The organism is Leptolyngbya sp. FACHB-1624, assembly GCF_047649235.1.
Lineage (GTDB): Bacteria > Cyanobacteriota > Cyanobacteriia > Leptolyngbyales > Leptolyngbyaceae > Leptolyngbya > Leptolyngbya boryana.
This window is the reverse complement of record NZ_CP180258.1, coordinates 5,018,148-5,042,148: the sequence shown is the minus strand read 5'-3', so window position 1 is coordinate 5,042,148 and position 24,001 is coordinate 5,018,148. Positions and strand designations below refer to the sequence as shown.

At 47.0% G+C, this 24,001-nt stretch carries 24 protein-coding genes; 17 read left to right on the top strand and 7 right to left on the bottom strand.

What is annotated here, in order from left to right:
- The first annotated feature begins 6 nt into the window (after window positions 1–6).
- The 9 genes from ACMUEV_RS24015 (at window position 7) to ACMUEV_RS23975 (ending at window position 7,254) form a co-directional block, all read left to right on the top strand.
- Window positions 7–543: a tetratricopeptide repeat protein gene (locus ACMUEV_RS24015; protein WP_017286562.1), complete on the top strand. Its 537-nt coding sequence runs from the start codon at window positions 7–9 to the stop codon at window positions 541–543.
- A 58-nt stretch (window positions 544–601) separates the two neighbouring features.
- The gene (locus tag ACMUEV_RS24010) at window positions 602–1,342 is read left to right on the top strand and encodes a DUF3153 domain-containing protein (RefSeq protein WP_190653591.1); all 741 of its coding nucleotides are present in this window, start codon (window positions 602–604) and stop codon (window positions 1,340–1,342) included.
- 6 nt (window positions 1,343–1,348) lie between these two features.
- The gene (locus ACMUEV_RS24005; RefSeq protein ID WP_017286564.1) at window positions 1,349–2,428 is read left to right on the top strand and encodes an AI-2E family transporter; all 1,080 of its coding nucleotides are present in this window, start codon (window positions 1,349–1,351) and stop codon (window positions 2,426–2,428) included.
- A gap of 125 nt (window positions 2,429–2,553) precedes the next feature.
- Window positions 2,554–2,907 carry a LapA family protein gene (locus ACMUEV_RS24000; protein WP_017286565.1) on the top strand — a complete coding sequence of 118 codons (354 nt, stop codon included), beginning with the start codon at window positions 2,554–2,556 and terminating at the stop codon, window positions 2,905–2,907.
- Between the two features lie 67 nt (window positions 2,908–2,974).
- Window positions 2,975–3,127 carry a hypothetical protein gene (locus ACMUEV_RS23995; RefSeq protein ID WP_154660823.1) on the top strand — a complete coding sequence of 51 codons (153 nt, stop codon included), beginning with the start codon at window positions 2,975–2,977 and terminating at the stop codon, window positions 3,125–3,127.
- A gap of 15 nt (window positions 3,128–3,142) precedes the next feature.
- Entirely contained in the window at window positions 3,143–3,961 is an 819-nt protein-coding gene (locus ACMUEV_RS23990; RefSeq protein ID WP_017286566.1) for a segregation/condensation protein A, read from the top strand.
- A gap of 105 nt (window positions 3,962–4,066) precedes the next feature.
- A complete protein-coding gene (murG, locus tag ACMUEV_RS23985; protein WP_190653590.1) occupies window positions 4,067–5,152 on the top strand; it encodes an undecaprenyldiphospho-muramoylpentapeptide beta-N-acetylglucosaminyltransferase in 1,086 nt (361 codons plus the stop codon).
- Window positions 5,153–6,280, top strand: a complete 1,128-nt coding sequence (locus tag ACMUEV_RS23980) for a THUMP domain-containing class I SAM-dependent RNA methyltransferase (RefSeq protein ID WP_415354685.1) — start codon at window positions 5,153–5,155, stop codon at window positions 6,278–6,280. It abuts the gene before it with no gap.
- Between the two features lie 254 nt (window positions 6,281–6,534).
- Window positions 6,535–7,254: a carbonic anhydrase gene (locus tag ACMUEV_RS23975; protein WP_190653589.1), complete on the top strand. Its 720-nt coding sequence runs from the start codon at window positions 6,535–6,537 to the stop codon at window positions 7,252–7,254.
- A 93-nt stretch (window positions 7,255–7,347) separates the two neighbouring features.
- Here ACMUEV_RS23975 and ACMUEV_RS23970 read toward each other — a convergent pair whose 3' ends face one another.
- The 5 genes from ACMUEV_RS23970 to ACMUEV_RS23950 all read right to left on the bottom strand — a co-directional run bounded on the left by ACMUEV_RS23970 (window position 7,348) and on the right by ACMUEV_RS23950 (window position 12,024).
- Complete coding sequence (locus ACMUEV_RS23970) at window positions 7,348–8,517, bottom strand: zinc-dependent alcohol dehydrogenase (protein WP_017286570.1); 1,170 nt, start codon at window positions 8,515–8,517, stop codon at window positions 7,348–7,350.
- Window positions 8,518–8,961, bottom strand: coding sequence for a hypothetical protein (locus ACMUEV_RS23965; protein ID WP_190653588.1), 444 nt, complete (start codon window positions 8,959–8,961; stop codon window positions 8,518–8,520).
- 2 nt (window positions 8,962–8,963) lie between these two features.
- Window positions 8,964–10,133 (bottom strand): zinc-dependent alcohol dehydrogenase, encoded by a 1,170-nt coding sequence (locus ACMUEV_RS23960; protein ID WP_190653587.1) that lies wholly within the window; start codon window positions 10,131–10,133, stop codon window positions 8,964–8,966.
- An 18-nt stretch (window positions 10,134–10,151) separates the two neighbouring features.
- Window positions 10,152–10,862 (bottom strand): SRPBCC family protein, encoded by a 711-nt coding sequence (locus tag ACMUEV_RS23955; protein WP_190653586.1) that lies wholly within the window; start codon window positions 10,860–10,862, stop codon window positions 10,152–10,154.
- Window positions 10,863–10,932: 70 nt separating this feature from the next.
- Window positions 10,933–12,024, bottom strand: a complete 1,092-nt coding sequence (locus tag ACMUEV_RS23950) for a DJ-1/PfpI/YhbO family deglycase/protease (RefSeq protein ID WP_242044871.1) — start codon at window positions 12,022–12,024, stop codon at window positions 10,933–10,935.
- A 190-nt stretch (window positions 12,025–12,214) separates the two neighbouring features.
- Between ACMUEV_RS23950 and ACMUEV_RS23945 the strand changes: the two genes are divergently transcribed.
- From ACMUEV_RS23945 to ACMUEV_RS23935, 3 genes are all read left to right on the top strand, one after another.
- On the top strand, window positions 12,215–12,724 hold the full coding sequence (locus ACMUEV_RS23945) for a DUF6335 family protein (RefSeq protein WP_017286576.1): 510 nt from the start codon (window positions 12,215–12,217) through the stop codon (window positions 12,722–12,724).
- A 12-nt stretch (window positions 12,725–12,736) separates the two neighbouring features.
- Window positions 12,737–13,750 (top strand): SDR family oxidoreductase, encoded by a 1,014-nt coding sequence (locus ACMUEV_RS23940; RefSeq protein WP_190653584.1) that lies wholly within the window; start codon window positions 12,737–12,739, stop codon window positions 13,748–13,750.
- Window positions 13,751–13,817: 67 nt separating this feature from the next.
- Entirely contained in the window at window positions 13,818–15,455 is a 1,638-nt protein-coding gene (locus ACMUEV_RS23935; RefSeq protein ID WP_190653583.1) for a RecQ family ATP-dependent DNA helicase, read from the top strand.
- 83 nt (window positions 15,456–15,538) lie between these two features.
- Here the strand turns inward: ACMUEV_RS23935 and ACMUEV_RS23930 are convergent, their stop codons facing one another.
- Window positions 15,539–18,994, bottom strand: a complete 3,456-nt coding sequence (locus ACMUEV_RS23930; protein ID WP_190653582.1) for a HEAT repeat domain-containing protein — start codon at window positions 18,992–18,994, stop codon at window positions 15,539–15,541.
- A 485-nt stretch (window positions 18,995–19,479) separates the two neighbouring features.
- Here ACMUEV_RS23930 and ACMUEV_RS23925 point away from each other — a divergent pair, with 485 nt between their 5' ends.
- Together ACMUEV_RS23925 and wecB are read left to right on the top strand one after the other, a co-directional pair.
- Window positions 19,480–19,857 carry a hypothetical protein gene (locus ACMUEV_RS23925; RefSeq protein ID WP_017286580.1) on the top strand — a complete coding sequence of 126 codons (378 nt, stop codon included), beginning with the start codon at window positions 19,480–19,482 and terminating at the stop codon, window positions 19,855–19,857.
- Between the two features lie 209 nt (window positions 19,858–20,066).
- Window positions 20,067–21,182, top strand: coding sequence for a non-hydrolyzing UDP-N-acetylglucosamine 2-epimerase (gene wecB / locus ACMUEV_RS23920; RefSeq protein ID WP_190653581.1), 1,116 nt, complete (start codon window positions 20,067–20,069; stop codon window positions 21,180–21,182).
- Window positions 21,183–21,314: 132 nt separating this feature from the next.
- Here wecB and ACMUEV_RS23915 read toward each other — a convergent pair whose 3' ends face one another.
- Window positions 21,315–22,583, bottom strand: coding sequence for an FAD/NAD(P)-binding oxidoreductase (locus ACMUEV_RS23915; RefSeq protein ID WP_190653580.1), 1,269 nt, complete (start codon window positions 22,581–22,583; stop codon window positions 21,315–21,317).
- A 254-nt stretch (window positions 22,584–22,837) separates the two neighbouring features.
- Between ACMUEV_RS23915 and ACMUEV_RS23910 the strand changes: the two genes are divergently transcribed.
- The 3 genes from ACMUEV_RS23910 to ACMUEV_RS23900 all read left to right on the top strand — a co-directional run bounded on the left by ACMUEV_RS23910 (window position 22,838) and on the right by ACMUEV_RS23900 (window position 23,993).
- Window positions 22,838–23,056, top strand: coding sequence for a hypothetical protein (locus ACMUEV_RS23910; RefSeq protein WP_017286583.1), 219 nt, complete (start codon window positions 22,838–22,840; stop codon window positions 23,054–23,056).
- A gap of 111 nt (window positions 23,057–23,167) precedes the next feature.
- Window positions 23,168–23,410 carry a bacteriocin gene (locus ACMUEV_RS23905; protein ID WP_190653579.1) on the top strand — a complete coding sequence of 81 codons (243 nt, stop codon included), beginning with the start codon at window positions 23,168–23,170 and terminating at the stop codon, window positions 23,408–23,410.
- Between the two features lie 259 nt (window positions 23,411–23,669).
- Window positions 23,670–23,993 (top strand): Mpo1-like protein, encoded by a 324-nt coding sequence (locus ACMUEV_RS23900; protein ID WP_026148442.1) that lies wholly within the window; start codon window positions 23,670–23,672, stop codon window positions 23,991–23,993.
- The last annotated feature ends 8 nt before the right edge of the window (window positions 23,994–24,001 follow it).

Here is a 24,001-nt window from a genome sequence, read left to right as displayed (position 1 = left end):
TTCGGCATGACAACAGAACAGAAAGAGCTTGCACAACGGGAATATCAAGCAGGAAAAGCAGCTTTTGAGCGGGGAGATTATCGGCAAGCAGTCACCGCTTTAGAGCGATCGAATGCGCTGGTCGAACCAGGGTCTAAACTTGGGGGCGAGATGCAAATTTGGTTAGTGACCGCTTACGAAGCAGCAGGGCAGAGAACTGAAGCAATTACCCTGTGTCGCAAAGCTTGCCAACATCCAGATTTGACCACCCGTAAGCAGGGCAAACGCTTGCTCTACATTCTAGAAGCGCCACGATTAAAGACGCGACCGGAATGGCTCACCGAAATTCCAAATTTAGAAGGAATCGATGAAAATGAATCCGATCGCGATTTTGGACGGTCTAAATTTGCGCCAACAAAGCCAACCAGACGAGTGGAGCCGAAAAAACCGATTGTGCCGGAAGAAGTTGATCTTAGCCAAGTGAATACCCAAGACAACGCTTTTATTTGGGTAGCATTAATCGCCGCGATCGCGATTATTGCAGGTTTAGTTTGGCTAAGTTAGGGATTTATACCTCGCATCGTGGTACATCATAGAAGACACTGACTGAATCGCCCCCGATATGATTGCTAAACTCGCTCGCTTGCTCAAACATTTCATCGTTTTGTGTATCGTTTGTCTGATCACGTCCGGCTGTGTCAACTACGATGTCGGGGTGAAGTTTGATAGTCCAAATGGGGGCACGATCGTCCAAAAAATTCAGCTTGACGATCGCTTATTGACCAGTGGGACATCTCAAACTTGGCTCGCCAATATTGAGCAACGCACTCGCAAATTGCAGGGCAAAATTCGCAAAGTCTCCAGTAATGAGATCATTGCCACCATTCCATTTAGCAACGGGCAAGACTTAGAGAAGAAATTTAACGAGTTTTTCAGCACAGAACTTGCGGCAAAAGTTCGCGGCAAGAAATCCCTGGAATTGCCACAAATCGATTCTAAATTTGTGGTGCAGCAAGGAAATTTCATTGTCTTGGAGCGGACGCGATTGATTTATGACATCGATCTACGATCGCTAGGAATTGCTGCAGACAGTCCAATTAGTCCAAATTCATTGCTAGATTTGCAGTTTAGCGTCGAGGCTCCGTGGGGCGCACAGAGTCTGAACCGGACAAAGAATGGGGTGGTGATTCCGGCTCGTCGAAACGGCAAACAATTGATTTGGACACTTCAACCGGGTGTACAAAATCATATTGAAACGGCATTTTGGATGCCTAACCCATTGGGCATCGGAGCGTTGGTGATTGCGGCGATCGTAGCGGCTGGAATCTTTTTCAAAAAACAGCAGCCAGTGACAGTGAGTTAAGGCAATATGGCTCGTCCTTCTCACGATTTACAGCGCTTGTTGATGATTGGGCTAAGTGGTCCAATTATTGCCTTGAATGTCTATCTGCTTGGATGGGTCGTGTCATATTTTGATCACCTATTTACTGTGTTGACGATCGCGGCAATTCTGGCGTTTCTCCTCGATTATCCCGTCCAAGCCTTTGAGAGACTTCGGATTAAACGGCAAGGAGCGATCGTGATTGTGATCGTGATGACGATCGCGCTTGTGGCGATTTTGGCGACAACTTTGATGCCGATTTTGCTCACCCAGACCACCCAACTCTTGGGGAAAATTCCGGGTTGGTTAGAATTGAGCCAATCAAATTTAGAATTTTGGGACAATTGGGCGAAAGCGCGAAATTATCCGATCGATCTTAAGGGATTTGGCGGACGGCTGAGTACACAGATTGAGAACCAGTTGCAAAACATTGCCCCGCAAGCTTTAGGGCTGGCATTGGGAACCGTAACAGGCTTAGTCGATACGGTTCTGGTGATTGTGCTGGCGTTTTATATGTTGATGTACGGCGGACAACTTTGGACTGGATTCTTAAATCTGATTCCAGCGAAGTTTTCGGTTCCGTTGAGTCGATCGCTGAGAACAAATTTTCATAACTTCTTCTTGAGTCAAATTGTCCTAGCACTGTTTATGGCGTTAGCGGTGATCCCAGTCTTTACCGCATTGAAAGTGCCGTTTACGTTAGTGTTTGCGCTGATCATCGGCGTTGCGGAAATTATTCCATTTATCGGTGCGACCTTGGGAATTGGTCTTGTGACGTTATTGGTAGCGTTTCAGAGCGGTTGGCTTGCCGTTCAGGTGGCATTCGCTGCGATCGTGCTTCAGCAAATTCGAGACAATCTGATTGCGCCCAAGATTATGGGAGATTTTACGGGGTTAAATCCTTTGTGGATTTTTATTGCATTATTGATTGGACTTCAGGTGGCGGGAGTGTTAGGCATCATTGTGGCAGTTCCAATTGCAGGAACGATTAAGGGCATCATTGATGCGATCGTTCAGGGAAATTCAGCGATCGTGATTCCCCCTGAGAAAGAACTGCCACCCGCTTAAACTCAAATTGAGTAACCGCGATCGTGCAGCGGGGGCAGAACTGTTTAATCATTTACTTAGATTTTCTTCAAATTAGTTTCTGCTGAATCTTGCTAAACTAGCGGCGTGATTCGGAGCATCAAACGATGAGACAAGTAAATTTTGTAATCATTTTTGTCATCTGCTTAGCTTTGGTGTTATTCGGCATCGAAAACACCGAGCCTGTCGTGATTCACATTGTTAAAAACATTCAGTTTCAAGCCCCTTTATCGGTCGAGTTGATTCTCTCAGCCGGAATTGGTGCAGTTTTAGCTTGGGTGTTTAGTGTTTGGTCGCACGTCCAACATACCGTTGAAATCGGCAAAGAAGTCACCGTTCGAGACGAGCGGATTCATGAACTCGAAGACGATATCCAACGGTATAAGGCTGAACTGGAAGAGCAGCAACGTCTATTGCCTGCGGCATCGAATGTTCAAGATGCAGAGGTTTATGCGCAGTAGGGGAATGGGGGAATAGGGTGAAGATCTGAAATCATGGTTGCTGCTCCACATCTCCCCACTCCCCACTATGAACTTTGGAGAAATGCCGATCGACGTGACAAACTCAGTCAGCCAGATTAATCTTTTATCGAGTCGTCCGTGGAGTTTTTGTGTACCATTGACGCTATTAGCCTTGATTATTCTGGCTGCCGTCTATTTCGCACGCGTTAAGATCCGCTAATTTCCAAGCTATTTTATGGCAGTTTCTCTCGCTCAAGATGCGATATCACTTTTAATTGATCTGGCTGAACGCGGTGAAATCGATCCGTGGGACGTGAAGGTAATTGATGTGATTGATCGCTTTCTCAGTGAGCTTGCTCCGGCGACTGGACGCGAACTCTATGAGGCAAATCTTTCTCAATCGGGGCAAGCGTTTCTCTATGCCTCGATGTTGCTATTGCTGAAAGCGAATACGCTGGCACAGGTCGAGATTACGCCAGAGGTTTCGGAGTTCCCGGAAGAAGAGTTTTTTGATGAAATGGCAGTTGGGCAAACGGTTTTGCCCTTGAATTTGGAACGGCAACTTCGTCGTCGCGCGGTTGCTCAACCGCCACAACGACGGCGCGTCACGCTGAAAGAATTGATTGAGCAACTGCAAATTATTGCAGTGGCATTAGAAGAGAAGGAGCCGCGACCTCGGACGAAACGGCTGAAAGTTCCGCGTGCCGAAGCCGTTAAAACGATCGCCGCTTTGGCGCATGAAGAAAATCTGTCTGAGATGGCAGTTGCGATCGAGGAATTTTTTGCGGATCACTGGTCAGAAGTCTCGCATGGCAAAGACTGGATTGATTTTGAATTGGTTTTAGAGTTTTGGGTCGCAGTGCAGGAACGGAACAACAAAATTGACCCGCATCATACAGAAAATCATGAGCGAGTTGGGGTGTTTTGGGCGCTACTGCTGCTGTCGGCACAGTCAAAAGTGGAATTATCGCAGGATGAGTTTTATCAGGAACTGCGAGTGAAATCTTTGGTGGGATTACCGATGGAGCTTGCAGAGACAGTACTGCCAGATTGAGCAAGTTTTTCAGGACTGAGGCGAATTCCCAACATGAACTGAGAATAATTTCTGTCATGCTTTCCAGAGTGCGGTAGAATCCCTTCGTGTTCTGTTAATTTCGCCGTGGAATCCTCGTTAAATCAGCCTAAATCGCGCCGTCTCCTGATTGCTGCTAGTGGAACAGGAGGACATGTTTTTCCTGCGATCGCAATTGCGGAACAGTTGCCAGAGTTTCATATCGAATGGCTTGGAGTTCCGGATCGTCTAGAATCACAACTTGTGGGCGATCGCTATCCGATGCACAAAATCTCCGTTGCAGGCTTTCAGCAAAAATTCGGCTTAGGGACGCTGAAGATTCTATTTCGCTTGATCAACTCGATTCGTCAAGTCCGCCAAATTATCCGGCGAGGTAAGTTTGAAGGCGTAGTGACGACTGGAGGATACATCTCTGCACCTGCAATTATCGCGGCTCGAACCTTGGGATTGCCTGTGATTTTGCATGAATCGAATGCTTTACCCGGAAAAGTGACGCGATTTTTTGCGCCTTGGTGTACCGTTGTGGCGATCGGGTTTGATGTCGCAGCCAAATCATTACGGAAAGCAAAAACCGTTGTAGTGGGAACGCCTGTACGATCGCAGTTTCGAGCAGCACTTGCTAATCCAGAATTGCCAGATTTGCCGATTCCCTCTGGCGTGCCGCTAATTGTGGTGGTCGGAGGCAGTCAAGGTGCAGTCGCGATGAATAAACTCGTGCGCGAAGCGGCTCCTGCTTGGTTTGAGAAAGGCGCTTGGGTCGTGCATTTGACTGGAGAAAACGATCCAGACGTAAAAAGCTTGCAGCATCCGCAGTATTTAGCGTTGCCGTTCTATCAAAATATGGCGGCATTGTTTCAGCGAGCCGATTTAGCAATTAGTCGATCGGGAGCCGGAACTGTGACTGAGTTGTTAGTCACAGGAACGCCTGCAATTCTCATTCCTTATCCATTTGCCGCAGAGGATCATCAAGCTTTTAATGCGATGGTAATGGTTCGAGTAGGTGCAGCAGAGATGTTTCGACAAGCGGAATTGACTGCCGAGCAACTTCAGCAATCGGTGCTTGACCTATTGAATGATCCAGCTCGGTTAGCAACAATGAGTCAGCAGGCATTGTCGATCGCGATAATTGATAGTGCAGAGCGAACTGCACAGTTAGTGAGAGAAGCGCTCTAAATGATGAATCAGTATTTTGCAACAGTCGCGCGGGGACTCGAATCCCTAGCTGCACAGGAATTAGAGCAGTTAGGAGCAAAAACGATTGAGCCTGGATTTTGTGGCGTTTCATTCACAGGCGATCGTGATCTTCTCTATCGCGTTAACCTTTGGGCAAGATTACCATTTCGGATTTTGATAAAGTTACATGAGTTTCCCTGTCAGGATTCGGAAGACCTATATCGGGGAGTGCAATCCATCGATTGGTCATTGTATCTAACTCCCGATATGACCTTAGCTGTAAAGGCGACAGGTAAAAATCAACAGCTCAACCATACTCATTTCACAGCGCTTCAGGTCAAAAACGCGATCGTTGATCAGCAGCAAGATCGATTTAGCGATCGCTCTAATGTCGAATTGCAATCACCCGATGTGCAAGTTACAGTACACATCGATCGTGACCTTTGCACAGTGAGCCTCGATAGTTCAGGTGAGAGTTTGCATCGTCGGGGATATCGCCCTGCCGTTGGTGCGGCTCCCCTAAAAGAATCACTCGCAGCCGCATTGATCCAACTCTCTGGATGGCAGCCAGAGCAAATGTTTTACGATCCGCTTTGTGGGTCTGGGACATTGCCTTTAGAGGCAAGTTTGAAAGCGCTAAATGTTGCCCCAGGACTATTTCGTGAACGATTTGGATTTGAAACCTGGCTCGATGCTGATCTAAATTTACTGGATGAGCTAATTAAAGCAGCAGAAGCGAGCCAGCAAGAAAGTTTGCCTGCACCGATTTGGGGCAGCGATCGCAATCCAGAAGTAATTGAACAAGCGATCGTCAATGCGACCAATTGTGGGGTATCAAACCATGTCTATTTTTCAACGATCGAGCTAGAAGACGTTGCTGCACCCGCAGATAGTGGGGTACTGTTTTGCAATCCACCTTATGGTGAGCGCTTAGGTCGAGATAGCGACTTAGGCGCATTCTACAAACGCTTAGGCAATGTATTAAAGCAACGTTTCAAAGGTTGGACAGCATTTGTTTTGAGCGGAAATAAGGAGCTTGCTCAATCGATCGGACTGCGATCGTCGCAAAGATTTGCAGTTTACAATGGTGCATTACCTTGTCAGTTGATGAAGTACGAACTTTACTAAGCTCGTGAATTAACTACCTCCGAGCTTTTTCCTAGCACATTCGCTTGCAAAGCGTTAAGAGTACTTGCCAACCTGATTCAATTCGCGATCGTTAGAGAGGATTGCTCTTCGATTGAGCCTCAACTCCAGTTCGTATGGATGGACAGGCTTAGCTGAATAAGTGAACAGTGATTCTGATATAGTCTCCTCATCACCTGCATCAATGCTATCGATAGAGAAAATTGCATTGATGATAGTAGCTTGAGGTTGATCAAATGACTCAAAGACACGGATTTATTGGACGACGATCATTTCTGCAACTTGCCGGATTAGGCGGAATGGGTGTTGCTGCCAGCAGCGGACTTCTGTGGCATCCAGAAGCATCAATAGCACAAAACCCTACTACCAAACCTCAGCCTGTTAGCCCAGACGCTGCCATAAAGCGACTGCTCGAAGGGAATCAGCGCTTTATGGAAGGGAAGCGACAGAACCCGAATCAATCTCGCTTGCGTCTGCAAGAAACTGCTGTCGCTCAATACCCCTTCGCGTCGATTTTGGGCTGTGCAGATTCGCGAGTGCCTGCTGAAATCGTGTTTGATCAAGGCTTAGGAGATTTGTTTGTCGTTCGCGTTGCCGGAAATGTGGCGAGTCAAACTGCGATCGGCAGTTTAGAATTTTCTACGGCTGTACTGGGTTCGCAACTCATTGTAGTCGTGGGGCATAGCCGTTGTGGGGCAGTCGTAGCAGCCACGAAAGGCGACCCCTTACCCGGTCGCATAGGTACGTTTGTAGAAGAGATTAAGCCTGCTGTTGCGCGTGTGGTCGCGAAAACGGGGGACTTACAGCAAAATGCAGTTATCGCAAATGTGCAATATCAGGCGGAGCGGCTGGCAGAGAGTTCAACTATCTTGGCTGGCTTGATCAAAGAAGGCAAACTCAAAATTGTTGGGGGACGCTATGACTTGTCAAGTGGTAAGTTCGTGATTGTGACTTAGCTAAATCTTGGTATGAAGTATACCTAAAACGATTCCCTCATTCCTGTTGTTAGCAGGAACGAGGGAATCCAACCAGTTCACAGCAGTTCGACGTTAAGGCTTCAACACAACCTTAATGCAGTTATCCTGCTTCTTCTTGAAGATCTCATAACCGTGAGGGGCTTGCTCTAAAGGTAGAGTGTGCGTCACCACAAACGACGGATCAATCTCTCCGCGTTGAATCCGATCGATTAACGGCTGAAGATATCGATGCACATGAGTTTGACCCATCTTAAAGGTTAGCCCTTTATTAAAGGCAGCACCCATCGGCATTTTATCGATGAAGCCTCCATAGACACCCGGTACAGAAACAGTTCCACCTTTACTACAAGCAACAATGACTTGCCGCAATGCTGTAGGTCGATCGGTTTCCAATCTCACCGCTTGCTTCGCTTTATCCATCCAGTAATCAATGTTGGTTCCATGCGCTTCTAAGCCCACAGCATCAATCACTGAATCGGGGCCACGCCCGCCCGTCAGTTCTTTGACAGCTTCGCCTACATCCACTTCTTCATAGTTAAGCACTTCCGCCCCGCTATAGCGTTTTGCAAGTTCAAGTCGCTCAGGTACACGATCGATCGCAATCACTCGTTCTGCACCGAGTAGAAAAGCACTCTTAATTGCAAACTGCCCTACTGGACCACAGCCCCAGACTGCCACAACGTGACCTGGTTTGATATCACAATGCTCCGCAGCCATGTAGCCTGTCGGAAAAATATCCGTTAAGAACAAGACCTGTTCATCGGTTAGCTCAGATGGCACTTTGAAGAGTCCTGTGTCTGCAAAGGGAACTCGCACATATTCTGCTTGTCCGCCTGCATATCCACCAAAGAAGTGTGAATAGCCAAACAATCCAGCCGGAGAATGACCATACAACGGTTCAATCAGCCAAGCATTAGGATTCGAGTTATCGCACAGTGACCATAAATCGCGATGGCAGAATTCGCAGCTTCCACAAGCGATCGTAAACGGAACAACGACACGATCGCCAATTTTCAGATTCTTTACCGAAGGCCCAACTTCAACAATCTCACCCATGAATTCATGACCGAGAATATCGCCCGACTGCATTGTTGGAATGAAACCATCATAGATATGCAGGTCAGAACCACAAATTGCTGTTGAAGTAATTTTGACGATCGCATCTCTGGGATTAAGAATTTTCGGATCAGGCACGTTATCGACTCGGACATCGAGCGCGCCATGCCAGCAAAGTGCTTTCATCTATTTTTCCTCAGTAAAGACTTGAGTTTGGCGATTGCGTTGATAAGAACCTGGCTCTTCTCTCACCAAGGTTTTGCCGTTCGACTCGCCGATTTCTTCGCGTTTGCCCAGAAAATTTTTCGTGGAAGGTGGAAGAGGCTCATCTAGATTGATCTTTTCTTTCACATTCTCAACTGCGCCTTTTAGTTTGTCTTGAGTTTTCGCGATCGGATCTTGAGCCGTATGAATCTTGTTTTCGCCGTCGAATTTATACTGTTGGCGAACTTCTGCTGTTGAATCTGCTTCTCGGAGCTTTTCTGCTGCTTCCATCATGCTGCCAGAATCGCGAATAACACCTTTTGCTTCTCCAGGCGTAATAGCAGCGTGAGCAGGAATATTCGAGAAGCCGACGAAGAGAATAAGACTAAGAACGATCGTAGAAAAGAATTTGCGAAGTAATTTCATAGTTAAGGTCGGAGTAAAACTTTAATGCACTGATCGGTTTTGTGCTTGAACATTTCGTAAGCTTGTTTTGCCTCAGTCAAAGGCATGTGATGTGAAAACACAAAGGCTGGATCAATCTCACCTTTGAGAACATGATCAATCAGCTTCGGCATGTAGCGCTGTCCATGCATCTGACCCATTTTGAACGTCAGACCTTTATTAAAAGCAGCACCCATCGGCATCTTATCGACAAAGCCAGCATAGACACCCATCACTGAAATCACGCCGCCCTTCTTACAAGCAACAATCATTTGCCGCAGAACGTGAGGTCGATCAGTTTCAAGCCGAACACTCTGTTTTACTTCGTCATAGAAACCCATGACCCCAGTTCCATGTGACTCAAGTCCGACAGCATCGATACAAGCATCGGGGCCACGTCCACCTGTCATTTCTTTGAGTGCATCTCCCGCATCAACTTCTTCATAGTTGATGACTTCTGCATTACACTGTGTTTTCGCCATCAGTAACCGTTCTGGAAAGCGATCGATAGCGATTACTTTTTCTGCTCCTAGTAAATAGGCGCTCTTAATCGCAAACAATCCAACTGGCCCACAGCCCCAGACCGCAACGACATCTCCAGGCTTAATGTCACACATATCTGCGCCCATATATCCCGTGGGGAAGGCATCAGAAATCGGTAAAGCCTGCTCGTCGGTCATGCCATCCGGTACTTTGATACAGCCATGATCGGCGAAGGGAATCCGCACATACTGCGCTTGTGAGCCAGCATAGCCCCCGAACAGATGCGAATAGCCAAAAATTCCCGCAGTTCCAAACCCAAAGATTGGCTCTTGTAAAGCACCATTGGGATTTGAGTTATCGCACAATGACCATTGGTGATGGCTGCAATAGTGACATTGACCACAGCCAATAATCGAAGAAACAACAACGCGATCGCCTTTTTTTAATTTTCTGACTTCGCGCCCCGTCTCGACAATCTCCCCCATAAATTCATGCCCGATAATGTCTCCGGGCTGCATGGAGGGAATGTAGCCATCATAGATATGCAGGTCTGAACCGCAGATCGTGGTCGCTGTAACTTTGAGAATGGCATCTCTTGGATTCAGAAGGGTAGGATCGGGCACATTATCGACGCGAACATCGTTTGCGCCGTGCCAACAGACTGCTTTCATAATTGACTCTTTGATAAATTAACCATGACAGCGAGGCTGCCCTTCCGTCGTTGCAATTTCTCCAGCTTCCATCAATTGCTTGAAGCGGCGAAGTTCGTCTCCAATCTGCTGTTCTGGTTCTTCACCAAACAGTTTTGCGATCGCAGCGCTGACTCTTCCCCCAGGAATGTCGTATTCCAGCACGACTTTGACTTCGGTTCCGCGATCGCCCGGAGCGGGGCTAAACCGCACAAACCCTGAATTATTGACTTCTGCGTTTTCGGCTGATGCCCAAGCAATTAAATGATTCGGTTCGTCTTTGATAATGTCTGCATCCCATTCAACGGACTGCCCTAATGGAGCATTAGCAATCCAATGCGATCGCGTTCCATTCGTGACTGTCACCGACTTCACATGCTTCATGAATGTCGGTAGGTTCTCGAAATTATGCCAGTAGTTGTAAAGTTCTTCGGCTGATTTTCTAATCGTGACGGTCTTTTCAACTTTCAGTGATTGATTGATACCCACTGCATCGGATACTTTGTCGGTCAGACTTTTCTCAGCCGTAGCACCGTGGTAAGCAAGACTTCCACCTGCGATCGCAGTTAATACACCTCTAAGCGATCGCTGTTGCAAGCCAAACAGCACCATCGCACTGCCGCCCACGATCGATGCCCACTTTTCGGTATCAGTTAGAGACTGGGGCTGCGTTTCTGAGGAATTGATAATTTTGTTTGATTCAGTTTCCATAATTCATCCTGTTTGAAAACCTGTTTGAAAAAGCGGAACTCGGAATTTCCTCCGAGTTCCAAGCCTGTATTTACGCACCTGTTGCAGCAGGACGACTGGATGGCATCGGAGATTGAGGAGTTCGTTCGCCCAATCGATCCTTGTAAAGATTGGCAATCCGAGATTCATCCCGCGCCAAAGTAATTTCCATCTGATCAAAAATCTCGACTGTTGCCGGATCAGTGATTTTATTCCGCAGATTGTAGGTATCGACGACTCCGGTTTGGATATCGCCGAGCGCGCGTCGCAGAATCTCTACATCCGTTTGATTGTTTTGGAAAAAGGACTTAATGCTTGCATAGACATTACTCACATTTGCCGTAAGAGAAGGCTGCTCACCCAAGACAGATAATCTTGCTTCTAATTGTTGAACATGCTGCTGCTTATGCTGGCAAACCTCCTGGAATACTTCTTTCATGGCATCATCTACGGCATTATCCAAATAGTGCTGGAATGCTTCTAATCCATATTTTTCGCCGGAAAGTGCAGTATTAATCGCCTGAACAATCTCGCTCTTGCTAGAACCACCCCAATCTTCGCCGAGTTTCCACCAGCCTGCATCCATATCGCCCACAGGCGGCAAGGTTGTATCAGGAATACTCAATCCCAAGTGCTGTAAGATGGCTGTGACAAAAATCGGCAGATCTCCCGGACGACGCGAGGTAATCAAGTTGTCATCGATCACCAAAGGCTCATCTACAAATTCTGCGCCTGCATTCTGCATATCTTTGCGAATGGCTCGAAATCCAGTCGCACGAACGCCTTTCAGCATGTCACCTTCAATCAACACTTGCGGCCCGTGACAGACTGAAGCAACTAAAACACCATTCTCCAGTGCATCTTCTACGAACTGTACGGTCTTCAGGTTTGTTCGCATCTTGTCAGGAGCTTGTCCTCCCGGCACAATGACCGCATCAAAATCCGTGGCAATCGCTTCTGTTGTCGTTGCGTCTGCTTTGGTTGTCAGCTTGCCTTGCTTGCCCTTGTATTCTTCATTGATGCGCGATCCGAGCACCACAACTTCAGCCCCTGCCTTTTTCAGAGCAGTGTAGGGAAGTTGAAACTCTGAATCCTCTACTCCCTGCTCAATTAAGATCGCGACTCGCTTCGATCCTTCAGTCATCACCATATCTCCCAGTGTCCCAATGCTCTCCTAGCGTAAGAGGGGAGTATCGATCGCTCCTCGCTCTGATGACAGAAGCAAAGCTCTTACTTTTGATGGATCAACAAACTTTCTATTTGCTGAGTTGCAGAAGTCCTCAAATTCGTTACCTTGCAAAAGTGCGATGCTTTCTAAGACGGAGAACACAATCATGACCTACAGCAAAGATTCAGCATTTCCAAATCCGACTGATCTCGATGATTTAGAAGCGTCGCTCAATGACCTCGGCGGCGAAGTAGAAGACGATGATTTAGATGATTTGGAAGACGAGCAGGACTTCGGAGACATTCCGCAAGAGTATACAGAGTCTTATGGCACTGGAGTTGAAGAACTACCCGGATACAACATAGGCGGTCGGACGATGATGGCTCGTCGTCACGAACTTCATGAAGCTTCGCCTGATTTGACCGGGGGAGACATTGATGCGAACTACGAGCAAGCTAACGCCGTTGGGGATGAATCTGTTGGCGGCACAGCAATGACTCCGGATATGGATATTGTCGATGATCTCGGTCGAGCCGTTGGACTAGAAATGGATGACCGGAACTTTCTGCATACCAATGAGATTTTAGAAAATCGCGATGATCGCCGCTGGGAACTTGAACCGCGTTCCTCTGAAGATTACGACGATCGACGAATGACAGAAGACGAACTTGAATAAAGTGATAAAAGCATGAATTTAAAGCCGATTAGTCAACAAGTTGTCACGATTATGGGTGCATCGAGTGGCATTGGTCGCGATGCAGCCTTAAAGTTTGCAGAGCAGGGTGCAAAGGTTGTTGTCTCTGCTCGGAGCCAAGAAGGCTTAGCAACGTTGGTCGAAGCAATCTATCAGCAAGGTGGAGAAGCGATCGCGGTTCCAGCCGATACAGCCGATTTTGATCAAGTAAAAGCCGTTGCAGATAAGACCGTTGAACGATTTGGGCGGATTGATACTTGGGTACATGCAGCAGCAACGAGTGTGTTTGCGACGTTCGATCGCATTTCTCCTGAAGAGTTCAAGCGAGTCATTGATGTTAATTTGACTGGGCAAGCGTATGGAGCAATGGCTGCTTTACCTCATTTAAAAGCCGCTAAAGGTGGATCGCTGATTCATATTACGTCGATGGAAGCTCGGCGATCACTACCTTACCAAAGTCCTTACTCTGCTTCTAAACATGGCACAGCAGGCTTTCTTGATGCCCTCCGCATTGAGTTGAAGCATCAAGGATATAACAACATCAATGTTGCGAACATTCTACCTTCGGTGATTAACACACCGTTCTACAACAAAGGAAAAACCAAGCTCGGTGTAAAACCGACGGGATTGCCGCCCTACTACAATCCGAGTCTCGTCACAGATGCAATTCTCTATGCGGCTGAACATCCAGTGCGCGACTACATTGTTGGAGATGTGGGACGATTGCTCGATTTAGCACAACGGATTTCGCCAAGCTTAGTCGATGCGATTCTGCTCGCGATTAGCTTTGACGGGCAGCGAACCTCAGACGAGAAGGGTGAAGAACCGAATAATCTGTTCGAGCCGATGCAAGGATACGATCGCGTAGAAGGCGATTTCAAACAGCTTGAAGTGCCGAGTGTGAGCGATGTAATCACTAAACACCCGGCTGCAATGTTCAGCACGATCGCGCTTGCAGCTTTAGGTGGATTGTCGCTCTTACTATCTGGCGCAAGTGATAAGCATTAAGTCGAGATTCTCAAGACTCTGAGTCGTTCAAAAGCTCAGAGTCTTCACCCCACGATCGCAGTTTGAAATGCCTAAGAAAAAGACTGTTTCCATTCAAGAATTAGCAGAAATTCATCTCGGTTATGAAGACCTCCGCCCTGGACAAGAAGCTGCGATCGCATCAATCTTAGACCATCGTGACACCTTGGCAGTCATGCCAACAGGCTCAGGTAAATCGGCAATCTACCAACTTGCTGCCGCGCAAATTCCGGGTTCAACGATCGTCATTTCCCCGCTCTTAGCTCTACAACGCGATCAAGTTGAATCGATCTCTCAGGATGACGTTGATGTCGGTCATGCTGCCGTTCTGAACTCGACAATCTCAGCAAGTCAGCGTTCTACGATTCTCGATCGCTGGAGACAAGGCGACCTCGAATTCCTCTTTCTTGCTCCAGAACAGTTCAATAATCCGGATACGATCGAGCTTCTTCAAGCTGCAAAACCTTCTTTATTCGTTGTGGATGAAGCGCATTGCATTAGTCAATGGGGACATGATTTTCGTCCTGATTACCTCCGGTTAGGAACCGTGATCAATGCAGTAGGACATCCGCCTATTCTGGCACTGACAGCAACTGCGTCTCCGCCTGTTCGCGAGGAAATCGTGCAGCGATTAGGGATGAACAATCCGCGCGTGATTGTTCGAGGCTTCAATCGACCCAATTTAAAGCTCTGTGTGAAGCGATACGAGAAAGATGACGATGAAAAGCGATCAGCATTTCTTCACCATGTACAAAAGCTGCAAAAGCCTGGAATTGTCTACGTAGCAACTCGAAAAATGACTGAGCAGCTTACCGCAGAATTAAACGAGGCTGGAGTTTCTGCGATCGCATATCATGCAGGACTCAAAGCCAAAGAGCGCGAACAGGCTCAAACTGCATTCATGAGCGATGAAGTAGAAGTAATCATTGCGACAACAGCTTTTGGCATGGGAATCGATAAGCCGAATGTTCGGTTTGTCTTGCACTACAACATCAGTGACTCGATCGATGCTTACTATCAAGAGATTGGACGAGCCGGACGAGATGGAAAACCTGCAGAAGCGATTCTGTTTTACACACCCGATGACTTAAATCTGCGAAAATTCTTCTCTGGCAGTGGCAAGCTTGATTCAGAAAAGATTGTAGAAGTTGCCCAAACGATTCAAGCTCAACCTGAGCCGATTCATCCCAAAGATTTAAAAGAAGTCGTCAACCTCTCACAAACTAAACTCAAAGCAGCATTGTCACAGCTAGAAGGAGTTGGGATCGTTGAATCACTACCAACAGGTGAAGTCGTTGCAAGTGATGTTTCTGAGCTAGAGCAAGCAGCAGAAGCGGTTATCAAAGCTCAGGAACGAAAGATCCAAGTCGAGCGATCGCGCTTAGAAATGATGCGAGGTTATGCTGAAGTGCGAGAGTGCCGACGCAACTACTTACTCAACTACTTTGGCGAACACAAAGACGATCACTGTGGCATCTGTGATAACTGTAGGCGAGGAATTTCTGAGTCAGAGTGCAATCGCAGACAGCCTTATGCACTCAATAGCGATGTAATCCATCGATCTTGGGGTAAAGGGATAGTCATGCGATACGAAGGCGACAAAATTGTGATTTTATTCGATCAAGTTGGATACAAAACCCTAAGTTTAGATGCCGCAGCATTCAGAGGATTGCTCAGTCGGGTATAGTGTTATGCCCCTATCTGTATACCCCTATCTGATTGATTGTCGTGAACAACAAATCTCTCTTGCTTAGTACGAATTTACCTCTTTTAGTTGCGATCGTTACTCTGCTGCATTCCTCCCAATGCAGAAACAATCACCCCTGCTTCACCACTAATCCGCCAAAGTGTCCGGCTCGCCTCTTTACTGACTAGCTCATATTCGCCTCGAAACGCTTCAATCAAAGACGGAATTGCAGATTTTGCTTCAGGTCCAATACAGCCCAGCGCATAAGCCGCCACCCATCGAACTTGCCAATCCTCATCCTTAAGCGCCGCAATCAGGGCTGGAATTGCAGGTTTTGCGGCAGAATTGAAGCTTGCGAGTACCCAGGCTGCACTACTCCGGACAAAGGGTGTCTTGGCATCCAGCGCACTCACTAAAGCAGGAATGGCACTGACCCCCAACTTCCCTAACGTCGCGATCGCTTCTGTGCAGACCCGTCGATCTTCATCACGCAATCGCTCAACTAAGGCAGGAATAGCCGTTCGCGCTTCTGGACCAATATTCCCGATCGCACGGGCGACTTCTCGCCGGACAGACCAATCACGATCCTGAAACTCTCGAATCAAAGCCGGAAGCACATCTTTTGAAGCAGCTCCTAATTCGCCCAATTCGCGAATTGCCTCAATGCGATCGACAGTATCTCCAGTCGAAAGCATCGGGGTCAATCGTCTCATGCGCTGGTCAATTTGGGATTTTCTCAGCACCTCAGCACTTAAGCCCACTCTTTGACCTAACTGCTCCAACACAGAATCAGGCACAGCAATCTCAGCACTGCGAGTTAAACAGCAATCTCGCATTGCCATCAGAAACCCCTGAATTGCATCAGGCGCACCCGGCATCGCATCAGCTTGTATCAACCAGTTGTCCCAAGCAGCCCGATCGTCTTGATAAAGCTCAACCAGATGCAACGCTGCGAGACATTCTGCAAGCGGATCAAGCGCGAAACAAATTTGATCTTGAGCAGGCCCGATCGCGTGAACAATTCGCAGCCGTCTTTCTAAATGCTTTAATCTAATTTTAACTTCGTCTTCCTCTGCTTTAGTCTTTGCTTTAAGTGCTTCGAGAATGGCTTCACGCTTTGCTGGTGCAGGACGGTAATAGTGCTTTAAACACTCCCAAGCAATGATTTTGGCATCTTCATGCACCATAAGATTATCAGGCTCATCTTCGGCAGTATCTCGATTGAGTTCATTCAAATAGCTCAACATCAAGTCTGGAATATTATCTGGCAATGTATCTTCACTGCCGTCTTTTTTAGCAATCATTTGCTCAGCGTAAAGCTTTGCCAGTAACACGGTAATATTGCGCTGACCGACCATCTTCGAGAGTTGGCTACACGCATCAAAGTACTCTGGATCAGTGAAAAGCTCCCGCTTGCTGCGCTGATTCAGATAAGCTTCGAGGAAGGATGACAGACGATTGCCTTCAATCCGAAGCGGCTTCACCGTTGTTTTGGGAACTTCATCTAACGTTTCTTCAACTCGCGAAGTCACAATCAAAGCATTCGCTGGAAAATCAGGGTGTCCAGGACGAATCTGCTGACGGGTTTCTTCGCTCAGTTCAGACAATCGATCGACAATCACCAAAATCCGTCTCTGCCGCAGCAATTTTTCCAAAAATTCATCACTAATCGGCTCAGCCGCATCAATTAGAGCTTGCAGCTGCCCTCGAATCGCTTCTCGGAACGGATTCTTATCCTCTGGTAATTTGAAGTCTAACTCTTGCTCAAGCAATACAGGCAACATCCGATGACGGCTCAACCGCTCTAGCTTATTGTCCGACATCGACCATTTAGCAAGATGGCAAGCCAAGCTCGTTTTACCAATGCCCCCTTCACCCCAAATCAGTAAACACTGCCGACCATCCCAGAACGTGGTATGCAGATCCTCACTACACAGTTCTGCGATCGCATTGCCATCCATGACCACTGGAATCGGAATATAGACTTTACGATCATTGACCGTATTCTTGTGGGCAAAGGCTTCGCGGGCAACTTCAATTTGCTGCCCGACCCAAGCATCTAGGACTCTCGGATGATAGTGAAACCAACCGACAAATAAGACAAATCTCAGCGGGATTTTGATACTGCCACCTGTCGGACTTGGAATCTCAAAATCCGTGTAGGGCTGAAGGACATTGTTCAACTTCAGGAGCCAAATCGGACGAATGAGCAACACCATCAGCCAAAGAGACGGCATCGCCAGTAGATAGGCTACAATTCCTGCGGTTGCTGGATTCGCTTGTGCCCACTCCCAGGTTTGCTCAAACAAACGCGAGTCTTTCTCATTTTTCAGCGATTTCAGCGATCGACGAACCGAATTCGTCACATCCTCATTAAAGGAAGCTTGCGGATCTTCCAGAATTGGGAGTGCCGTCTCTAGCGTGCTGTAAGCCGCACTCAGTTCGTCAGCAGAGAGTTTGGCTGCTCTATCTTGTAAAGCTCCAGCCAGCCGACCCACGGCAAAGGCTGAATTGACTCGAACTCCTACATTCTCATCTTTCAAAGCATTCACTAATTCAGGTAATGCCGATCGCGCTTCTAACCCAATCCGTCCTAAGGCAGTTGCAGCGCTCGCTCGCACATCTTTATCGAAATCTTTGAGTAATCTTGTCAAGTCAGGAACCGCGGGTTGTGACTGACTTCCAATCCGTCCTAAGGCCGATGCGGCAAATGATCGCGTATTGCGATCCGGGTTTTGTAATGCCCGAGCTAATTGCGGAACTGCTTCAGCCGCATAGCCTTCTAATGTTCCTAGCGTTGTCGCGGTTGCAACTCGAATTTCAGAATCCGGATCTGCAAGCAGTTGCGCCAAGATCGGCACCGCGGGTTTTGCGTCTTGTCCTAACTTACTCAATGCAATGACTGCCGCTTTTTTAAATTCACGCTCCTGTGAGCTCAAAGTATCCATCAAAGCTGCGATCGCGGGTTTGGCTTGCGAGCCTGCCGCTGCGATCGCATCAACCGCCTTGACTCGCACCTTCAAATTCGGATCTGCAAGTGCACTAATCAAATCTGTGATGGCGAGACTGGCTTCAGTCCCTGCATTCGTTAATGCCTGAGCCGCCGCAATTTTAATTTCAGTATCTTTATCCTTGAGGGCAGTAACTTGAGCAGCAACCGCTTCTTTTCCAGGATTTTCAATCTTTGTAAATGCATCGAGTGCCGCTAGCCGAATCGCTTTTGGGCTAGCACTGACTAAATTACTCAAGACCGGAATCGCTGAGCGCGCATTCAACTCACCCAAGGCTACGATCGCAAAAATTCGGTTTTTCTGCGGCTCTTTCTCATCTCTCGCGAGCTGAATCAGCGTTTTGATGGCAGGATTGCCCTGTCGTTTCAGCGCAGCAATTGCAGATTGAGACTGCGTTTCTGCTGCCAGTTTCCGAACACCTGCTGGACTCGTTTGAGCGAGTCCAGCCCGAGGGATCAGCACACTCGTGAGACACAGCAGTGTGACTTGGCTAGCGAGAAAAACGATTTTGCGGGTGTGCGATGCCATAGAAAAAGCCTGCAAACGAGGATGAGTCGTGTGCAGGGCTACGATTCGGATTTGAATGCGTAAGTGTCATGATGGTGAGTTTTACAGAAATAACCTCCGTAAAATTCCATGTCTTCAAAAACGATGCAGCCCTGACTGCGTAATAGTTCCCATCAAGATCACGCAAATAACGTCGATCGTGGGGTTGACAGTGGCAGATTTCTTATGGCAAAACAGAGTGAGGGAAGATAAGTATTTATCCTCAGTGGAAATCCCAGTGACAATGCGAACCCAGATTCAGTGATCTCACTCAATCGTTGTCATAGATTCACTACAAATTTAAACTTTCTTTAACTACTATTCACTATTTCTAATCTTTTCCATATACTACTTTCATGAGCAAAGCGCGGTTGCTGAAACCGCCAGTCAGACGAGTTTCTCGTTTTCATATCCTCGTACAAGTTTTCGCACTATCAAATAAACCTCTATACTCTGGGAGTAAAGTTATGACCTTGGCTAACAGTCAAAGCCCTGAAACTTCTGCTGTCTTGTTTACACTGAAAAGCTTCTCGGTTTGGGTTTTCACGCTGACTGTCTGCATGATTGTGATTGGCTTCCCAGTCTTTGTTTTAGTTGTCTCAGTGAGCGCACTCGCGGCGTTTGTCTTGGACACGATTTTGCCATTTAGCTCGATCTTATTTGTTTCGATTAGCGTTCTGGGTGTGCACGCAGTTGGCGTAATGCTGGCTGCTGCTTGGCTGACCTCAAAAGGCATCCATCCCCAAGAAGTTGATTTCTTACGGTGGTTAAGCGGCAACGAAAATCCCCTGCATACTTCTGTGTATGCTTCTTGCCCCTTGACCTGCAACCTGACTGAAGAGTAAGGGTGCGTTGTTAATCATCATTCGGTGAACTGGTCTGACTCCCCCGACTTCGGTCGGGCTTTTTTATGAGAATATGCTTTACATTTCTTAATTATATTGAGAAGGTAGATCCCGATTTATGATGATTGGGCGATCGAGCGAACTCCGGATTTCTACGGAAAAAGCAGAAAACGGGATCGTGTGCTGTTGAAATTATTAAACGAGTCGTGATGTTAAAGTTGCCAATTCCAGTTTGTCTGATTGTGGGAACCCGTCCGGAAGCGATTAAGATGGCTCCGGTGATTCAGGCGTTTCAGCGATCGAGCTTGTTCGAGACTCAGATTGTGCTAACCGGACAACATCGCGAGATGGTTGATCAGGTGATGAATTTTTTTGAACTGTCGCCGCAGCATGATTTAGCGATTATGCAGCCGAAGCAAAGCTTAACGGATATTACGTGTTGGGCGCTGCGAGGATTAGAGGAATTATTTCAGAAGCTTCAACCCCGCATGGTTTTGGTACAAGGCGATACAACGACTGCATTTGCAGCAGCGTTAGCAGCGTTTTATCAAAAAATTCCGGTCGGACATGTCGAAGCAGGACTACGAACCGAGAATGTGTTTAATCCGTATCCAGAAGAAGCAAATCGACGATTAGTTTCCCAGATTACGCAACTTCACTTTGCGCCGACTTCGCTTTCGGTAGAAAATCTACAGAAATCAGGCGTTCTGGGAGAAATTCATCAGACGGGAAATACTGTGATTGATGCGTTGTTAACAGTTGCGAATCGTCAACCTGCTTGTGAGATTCCGGGACTGGATTGGTCGAAGTATCGAACGATCCTGGCAACTGTGCATCGGCGCGAGAATTGGGGGCAACCGATCGAAGACATCGCTCAAGGATTTTTGAAGGTCTTGAATCAGTTTGAAGATACAGCTTTGTTGTTACCCTTGCATCGCAATCCGACCGTGCGAGAACCCTTGACCGCAATCTTGGGAGATCACCCGCGCGTCTTTTTAACAGAGCCATTGGATTACACCGAACTCGTCGGCGCAATGCAGCGGTGTTATCTATTGCTAACGGATTCAGGCGGAATTCAAGAAGAAGCGCCGAGTCTGGGTAAGCCCGTGTTGGTGCTGCGAGAAACGACAGAGCGACCAGAAGCAGTGATGGCGGGAACCGCAAAATTGATTGGAACAAATCCCGATCGTATTTTGCAGGAAGCTGGAACGTTATTGAGTGATGCAAGTGCGTATCAAACGATGGCGAATGCAGTCAGTCCGTTCGGAGATGGACTGGCATCAGAACGGATTGTCCAGATTGTTGAACGGTATTTGAATGCGTAGTAGGCAATCAATCTAATGGGGAGATAGGGGGAAGATCTGAAATCATGGTTGCTTCTCCCCATCTCCCCATCAATTTTTTGAATCAGCGATCGCGCCTCGATCCTTGATTCAGAGCCGAAACGCTCCTCCTGATTAGACAAATGACCGAATAATTTCTCCTTCGTGCTGTTTGCCTTTCAACATGCGATTCCAATAAACCCAGGGCAGCACATGTCGCTTGAGAATCCACATACTGTAGCGTTCCTGAGTCGGATCGAGTGGAAAACTCGGCTCTGGCTTACCGTCATAGTCAAACTCTGCCAAAATCGTTTTGCCAAATCCAGTAATTAAGGGACAACAGCTATAGCCGTTGTAATTTCCTTCTAAGGGTCGCTTCTGCAAATGACTGAGCAGATTTTGCACGAGTACAGGGGCTTCTTTACGAATGGCAGCAGCCGTTTTCGAGGTCGGCAACGAAGAAGCATCGCCGAGACTAAACACATTGGGATAGCGCTGATGCTGCAAGGTGTGTTTATGCACATCTACCCAACCTCCCGGAGCAGAGACAGCCAGCGGACTATTTTTGATAAAGTCCGGAGCGCTCATCGGTGGAGCCACATGCAGAATCTCATAGGGCATTACGATCGTTTCAGTCCCCGCATCGGTGGTGACTTCAAAAACGGCCTCCTTCGCCTCACCCCGAATTTCCTTGAGATTATGTTTCGTTTTCAGCTGAATTCCTTTGCGTTCGACGACTTGCATTAAAGGAGAAACAAATGTTTCGATCGCAAAAATCTTAGGACCCGCTGTGCAGTAAAGCAGATTCGATTTTTCTCGGACTCCATTGCGGCGAAAAATCTCGTCCGCCAAGTACATAATTTTTTGAGGCGCACCCGCACATTTAATCGGCGTTGCCGGAAAGGTAAATAAGACATTCCCTCCCTTAAAGTTATTCAGCAATTCCCAAGTGTAGTTTGCGCCTGCGATCGCATAGTTACTACACACGCCATTTTTACCCAATGCTTCTTCTAATCCTGGAATTGCCTTCCAGTTCAGTTGAATACCAGGACAGACGACCAACGCTTCGTAGGATACGGTTTTGCCATCGCGGGTTCGCAACTGATTTTGTTCAGGATCAAAAGATTCAACTGCGTCTTGAATCCATTTCACACCGTTCGGAATGCAATTTTGCTCGGGTTGCACGGTGTCTTCATAGGAATAGCAGCCTGCACCAACCATCGTCCAAGCAGGCTGATAATAATGCTGAGAGGATGGCTCAATAATCAGAACATCTAGGGCTGCATCCTGAGCGATTAATTGTGCAGCAACCGTAATTCCGGCAGCCCCTCCTCCGACAATGACAATCTGATGCCGTAGGGATTGAGACGTTGAAAATGTTGAATCGGTGGATGTGGCAGTCATAGATACAGACTTGTGATCGATGAATTTGAGAATTCGAGGCTGCCGTCATTGTCTCGCAAAAACATAGCTTGTTCTGAATTTTAAGAGGAATTTTACAATGCTTTGCTTTTGGCAGTGCTAAAAAACTACGCCATTTTGGCTACATAAATAGCAAGATATGCCCTATTTCTAAATTCAAACCGATACCTTATACATAACAGCTTCAAATCAAAGTTGTTAACCACAAAAAACATTCAACCCAAACGGAGAACATCATGATTATCAATGAATTGACCTATCAAGAAATCGCAGTTGAAGCAAACGAACTCGAAGGTGGACTTGATCTTTCGATCACTGGTAACTACTACAAACAAGAGCTTTCGGCTATGCAATCGGGCACAACGTCTGGCCCTCTTGGTACAGCATCGTTCGCTAATGCTCAACACGTGAAAATCAACTCAGGTGGTTTTAGCATGATCGCATTGGGTGCATAAGTTTAGAAAACCGATTTTTTTCTAAGCTACTCTTCTCTTGAAGTTCGACATAAATCGCGTATTTAATACTTCTTGAATGCGCGATTTTTATTCTTTTTGTAGGAGCCATTTATGATTATTTCTGATCTCAATTTTGAAGAAACTCCACCTGCCAGTGAAGATCTTCAAGGCGGCGCAGATTGGGCAGCGACCTTGACTGCTTTTAATCAATTTTTATCCATGATCCAAACAGGCGCAGTTTCAGGACCCAATGGGAGTTCAGCCTTTGCAAATATTGGTCGATCGTATACTTCGACACTGGGCTTCAGTACGATCGGACTCGGTATCAACAATTCCAATTTTTGGCAGCTATAAATTTCGGACAACACAACAAAAAGCATTTGCATCAATGTGCCAATCTCGAAGTCACCTAGGTTGGCACATTTATATTTGAAAAAACGCGATGCCGAATCGTTGGCACACTCACAAATTCTAAATTTTAGCTAAAGTTTTTGTTACTTTATTTTTCTATAAATTACAAATTTAGACCGCCGCGTTACGAATGCTTGAGCGGTTATTGCCCTCAAGATGCTTATGTTATCGTTCGGAAAACCGTGTCCAATAGGAGGGACTCATGAGCGATTTCATGAGCTACTACCGTGAAGCAAAGACTCATTTCATTGCATCTCACCAACACCCTATTAATCAAAAACTTCATCACTTAACTAATGCATTAGCGATCTCCGCTGTGATTTTTTTATTCATTGACTGGCGATGGACGCTTGTGTGTCTTGTTCTGACTCAGGTGTTTGCTTTGGGCGGTCATGCCGTATTTGAAAAAAATCACCCTGCATTTGTGAAATACCCTGGCATTACTATCCTGGCTTCATTGTCTTGGTCATTTGAACATTGGTTTGGATTTCGAGAAATTTTTCAACGTTTCAACGCTCATTCATAACATTCATT

Excerpts from the sequence above, each read along its gene's own strand:
- ACMUEV_RS23955 (WP_190653586.1), bottom strand. The coding sequence starts at position 10,862 with ATGGAAACTGAATCAAACAAAATTATCAATTCCTCAGAAACGCAGCCC.
- ACMUEV_RS23980 (WP_415354685.1), top strand. The coding sequence starts at position 5,153 with ATGATGAATCAGTATTTTGCAACAGTCGCGCGGGGACTCGAATCCCTA.
- ACMUEV_RS23995 (WP_154660823.1), top strand. The coding sequence starts at position 2,975 with ATGAACTTTGGAGAAATGCCGATCGACGTGACAAACTCAGTCAGCCAG.
- ACMUEV_RS23970 (WP_017286570.1), bottom strand. The coding sequence starts at position 8,517 with ATGAAAGCACTTTGCTGGCATGGCGCGCTCGATGTCCGAGTCGATAAC.
- ACMUEV_RS23900 (WP_026148442.1), top strand. The coding sequence starts at position 23,670 with ATGAGCGATTTCATGAGCTACTACCGTGAAGCAAAGACTCATTTCATT.
- ACMUEV_RS23965 (WP_190653588.1), bottom strand. The coding sequence starts at position 8,961 with ATGAAATTACTTCGCAAATTCTTTTCTACGATCGTTCTTAGTCTTATT.
- ACMUEV_RS23950 (WP_242044871.1), bottom strand. The coding sequence starts at position 12,024 with ATGACTGAAGGATCGAAGCGAGTCGCGATCTTAATTGAGCAGGGAGTA.
- ACMUEV_RS24005 (WP_017286564.1), top strand. The coding sequence starts at position 1,349 with ATGGCTCGTCCTTCTCACGATTTACAGCGCTTGTTGATGATTGGGCTA.
- ACMUEV_RS24000 (WP_017286565.1), top strand. The coding sequence starts at position 2,554 with ATGAGACAAGTAAATTTTGTAATCATTTTTGTCATCTGCTTAGCTTTG.
- ACMUEV_RS23915 (WP_190653580.1), bottom strand. The coding sequence starts at position 22,583 with ATGACTGCCACATCCACCGATTCAACATTTTCAACGTCTCAATCCCTA.
- ACMUEV_RS23960 (WP_190653587.1), bottom strand. The coding sequence starts at position 10,133 with ATGAAAGCAGTCTGTTGGCACGGCGCAAACGATGTTCGCGTCGATAAT.
- ACMUEV_RS24015 (WP_017286562.1), top strand. The coding sequence starts at position 7 with ATGACAACAGAACAGAAAGAGCTTGCACAACGGGAATATCAAGCAGGA.
- ACMUEV_RS23935 (WP_190653583.1), top strand. The coding sequence starts at position 13,818 with ATGCCTAAGAAAAAGACTGTTTCCATTCAAGAATTAGCAGAAATTCAT.
- ACMUEV_RS23990 (WP_017286566.1), top strand. The coding sequence starts at position 3,143 with ATGGCAGTTTCTCTCGCTCAAGATGCGATATCACTTTTAATTGATCTG.
- ACMUEV_RS23925 (WP_017286580.1), top strand. The coding sequence starts at position 19,480 with ATGACCTTGGCTAACAGTCAAAGCCCTGAAACTTCTGCTGTCTTGTTT.
- ACMUEV_RS23930 (WP_190653582.1), bottom strand. The coding sequence starts at position 18,994 with ATGGCATCGCACACCCGCAAAATCGTTTTTCTCGCTAGCCAAGTCACA.
- ACMUEV_RS24010 (WP_190653591.1), top strand. The coding sequence starts at position 602 with ATGATTGCTAAACTCGCTCGCTTGCTCAAACATTTCATCGTTTTGTGT.
- ACMUEV_RS23975 (WP_190653589.1), top strand. The coding sequence starts at position 6,535 with ATGACTCAAAGACACGGATTTATTGGACGACGATCATTTCTGCAACTT.
- ACMUEV_RS23945 (WP_017286576.1), top strand. The coding sequence starts at position 12,215 with ATGACCTACAGCAAAGATTCAGCATTTCCAAATCCGACTGATCTCGAT.
- ACMUEV_RS23905 (WP_190653579.1), top strand. The coding sequence starts at position 23,168 with ATGATTATTTCTGATCTCAATTTTGAAGAAACTCCACCTGCCAGTGAA.
- wecB (WP_190653581.1), top strand. The coding sequence starts at position 20,067 with ATGTTAAAGTTGCCAATTCCAGTTTGTCTGATTGTGGGAACCCGTCCG.
- ACMUEV_RS23940 (WP_190653584.1), top strand. The coding sequence starts at position 12,737 with ATGAATTTAAAGCCGATTAGTCAACAAGTTGTCACGATTATGGGTGCA.
- ACMUEV_RS23910 (WP_017286583.1), top strand. The coding sequence starts at position 22,838 with ATGATTATCAATGAATTGACCTATCAAGAAATCGCAGTTGAAGCAAAC.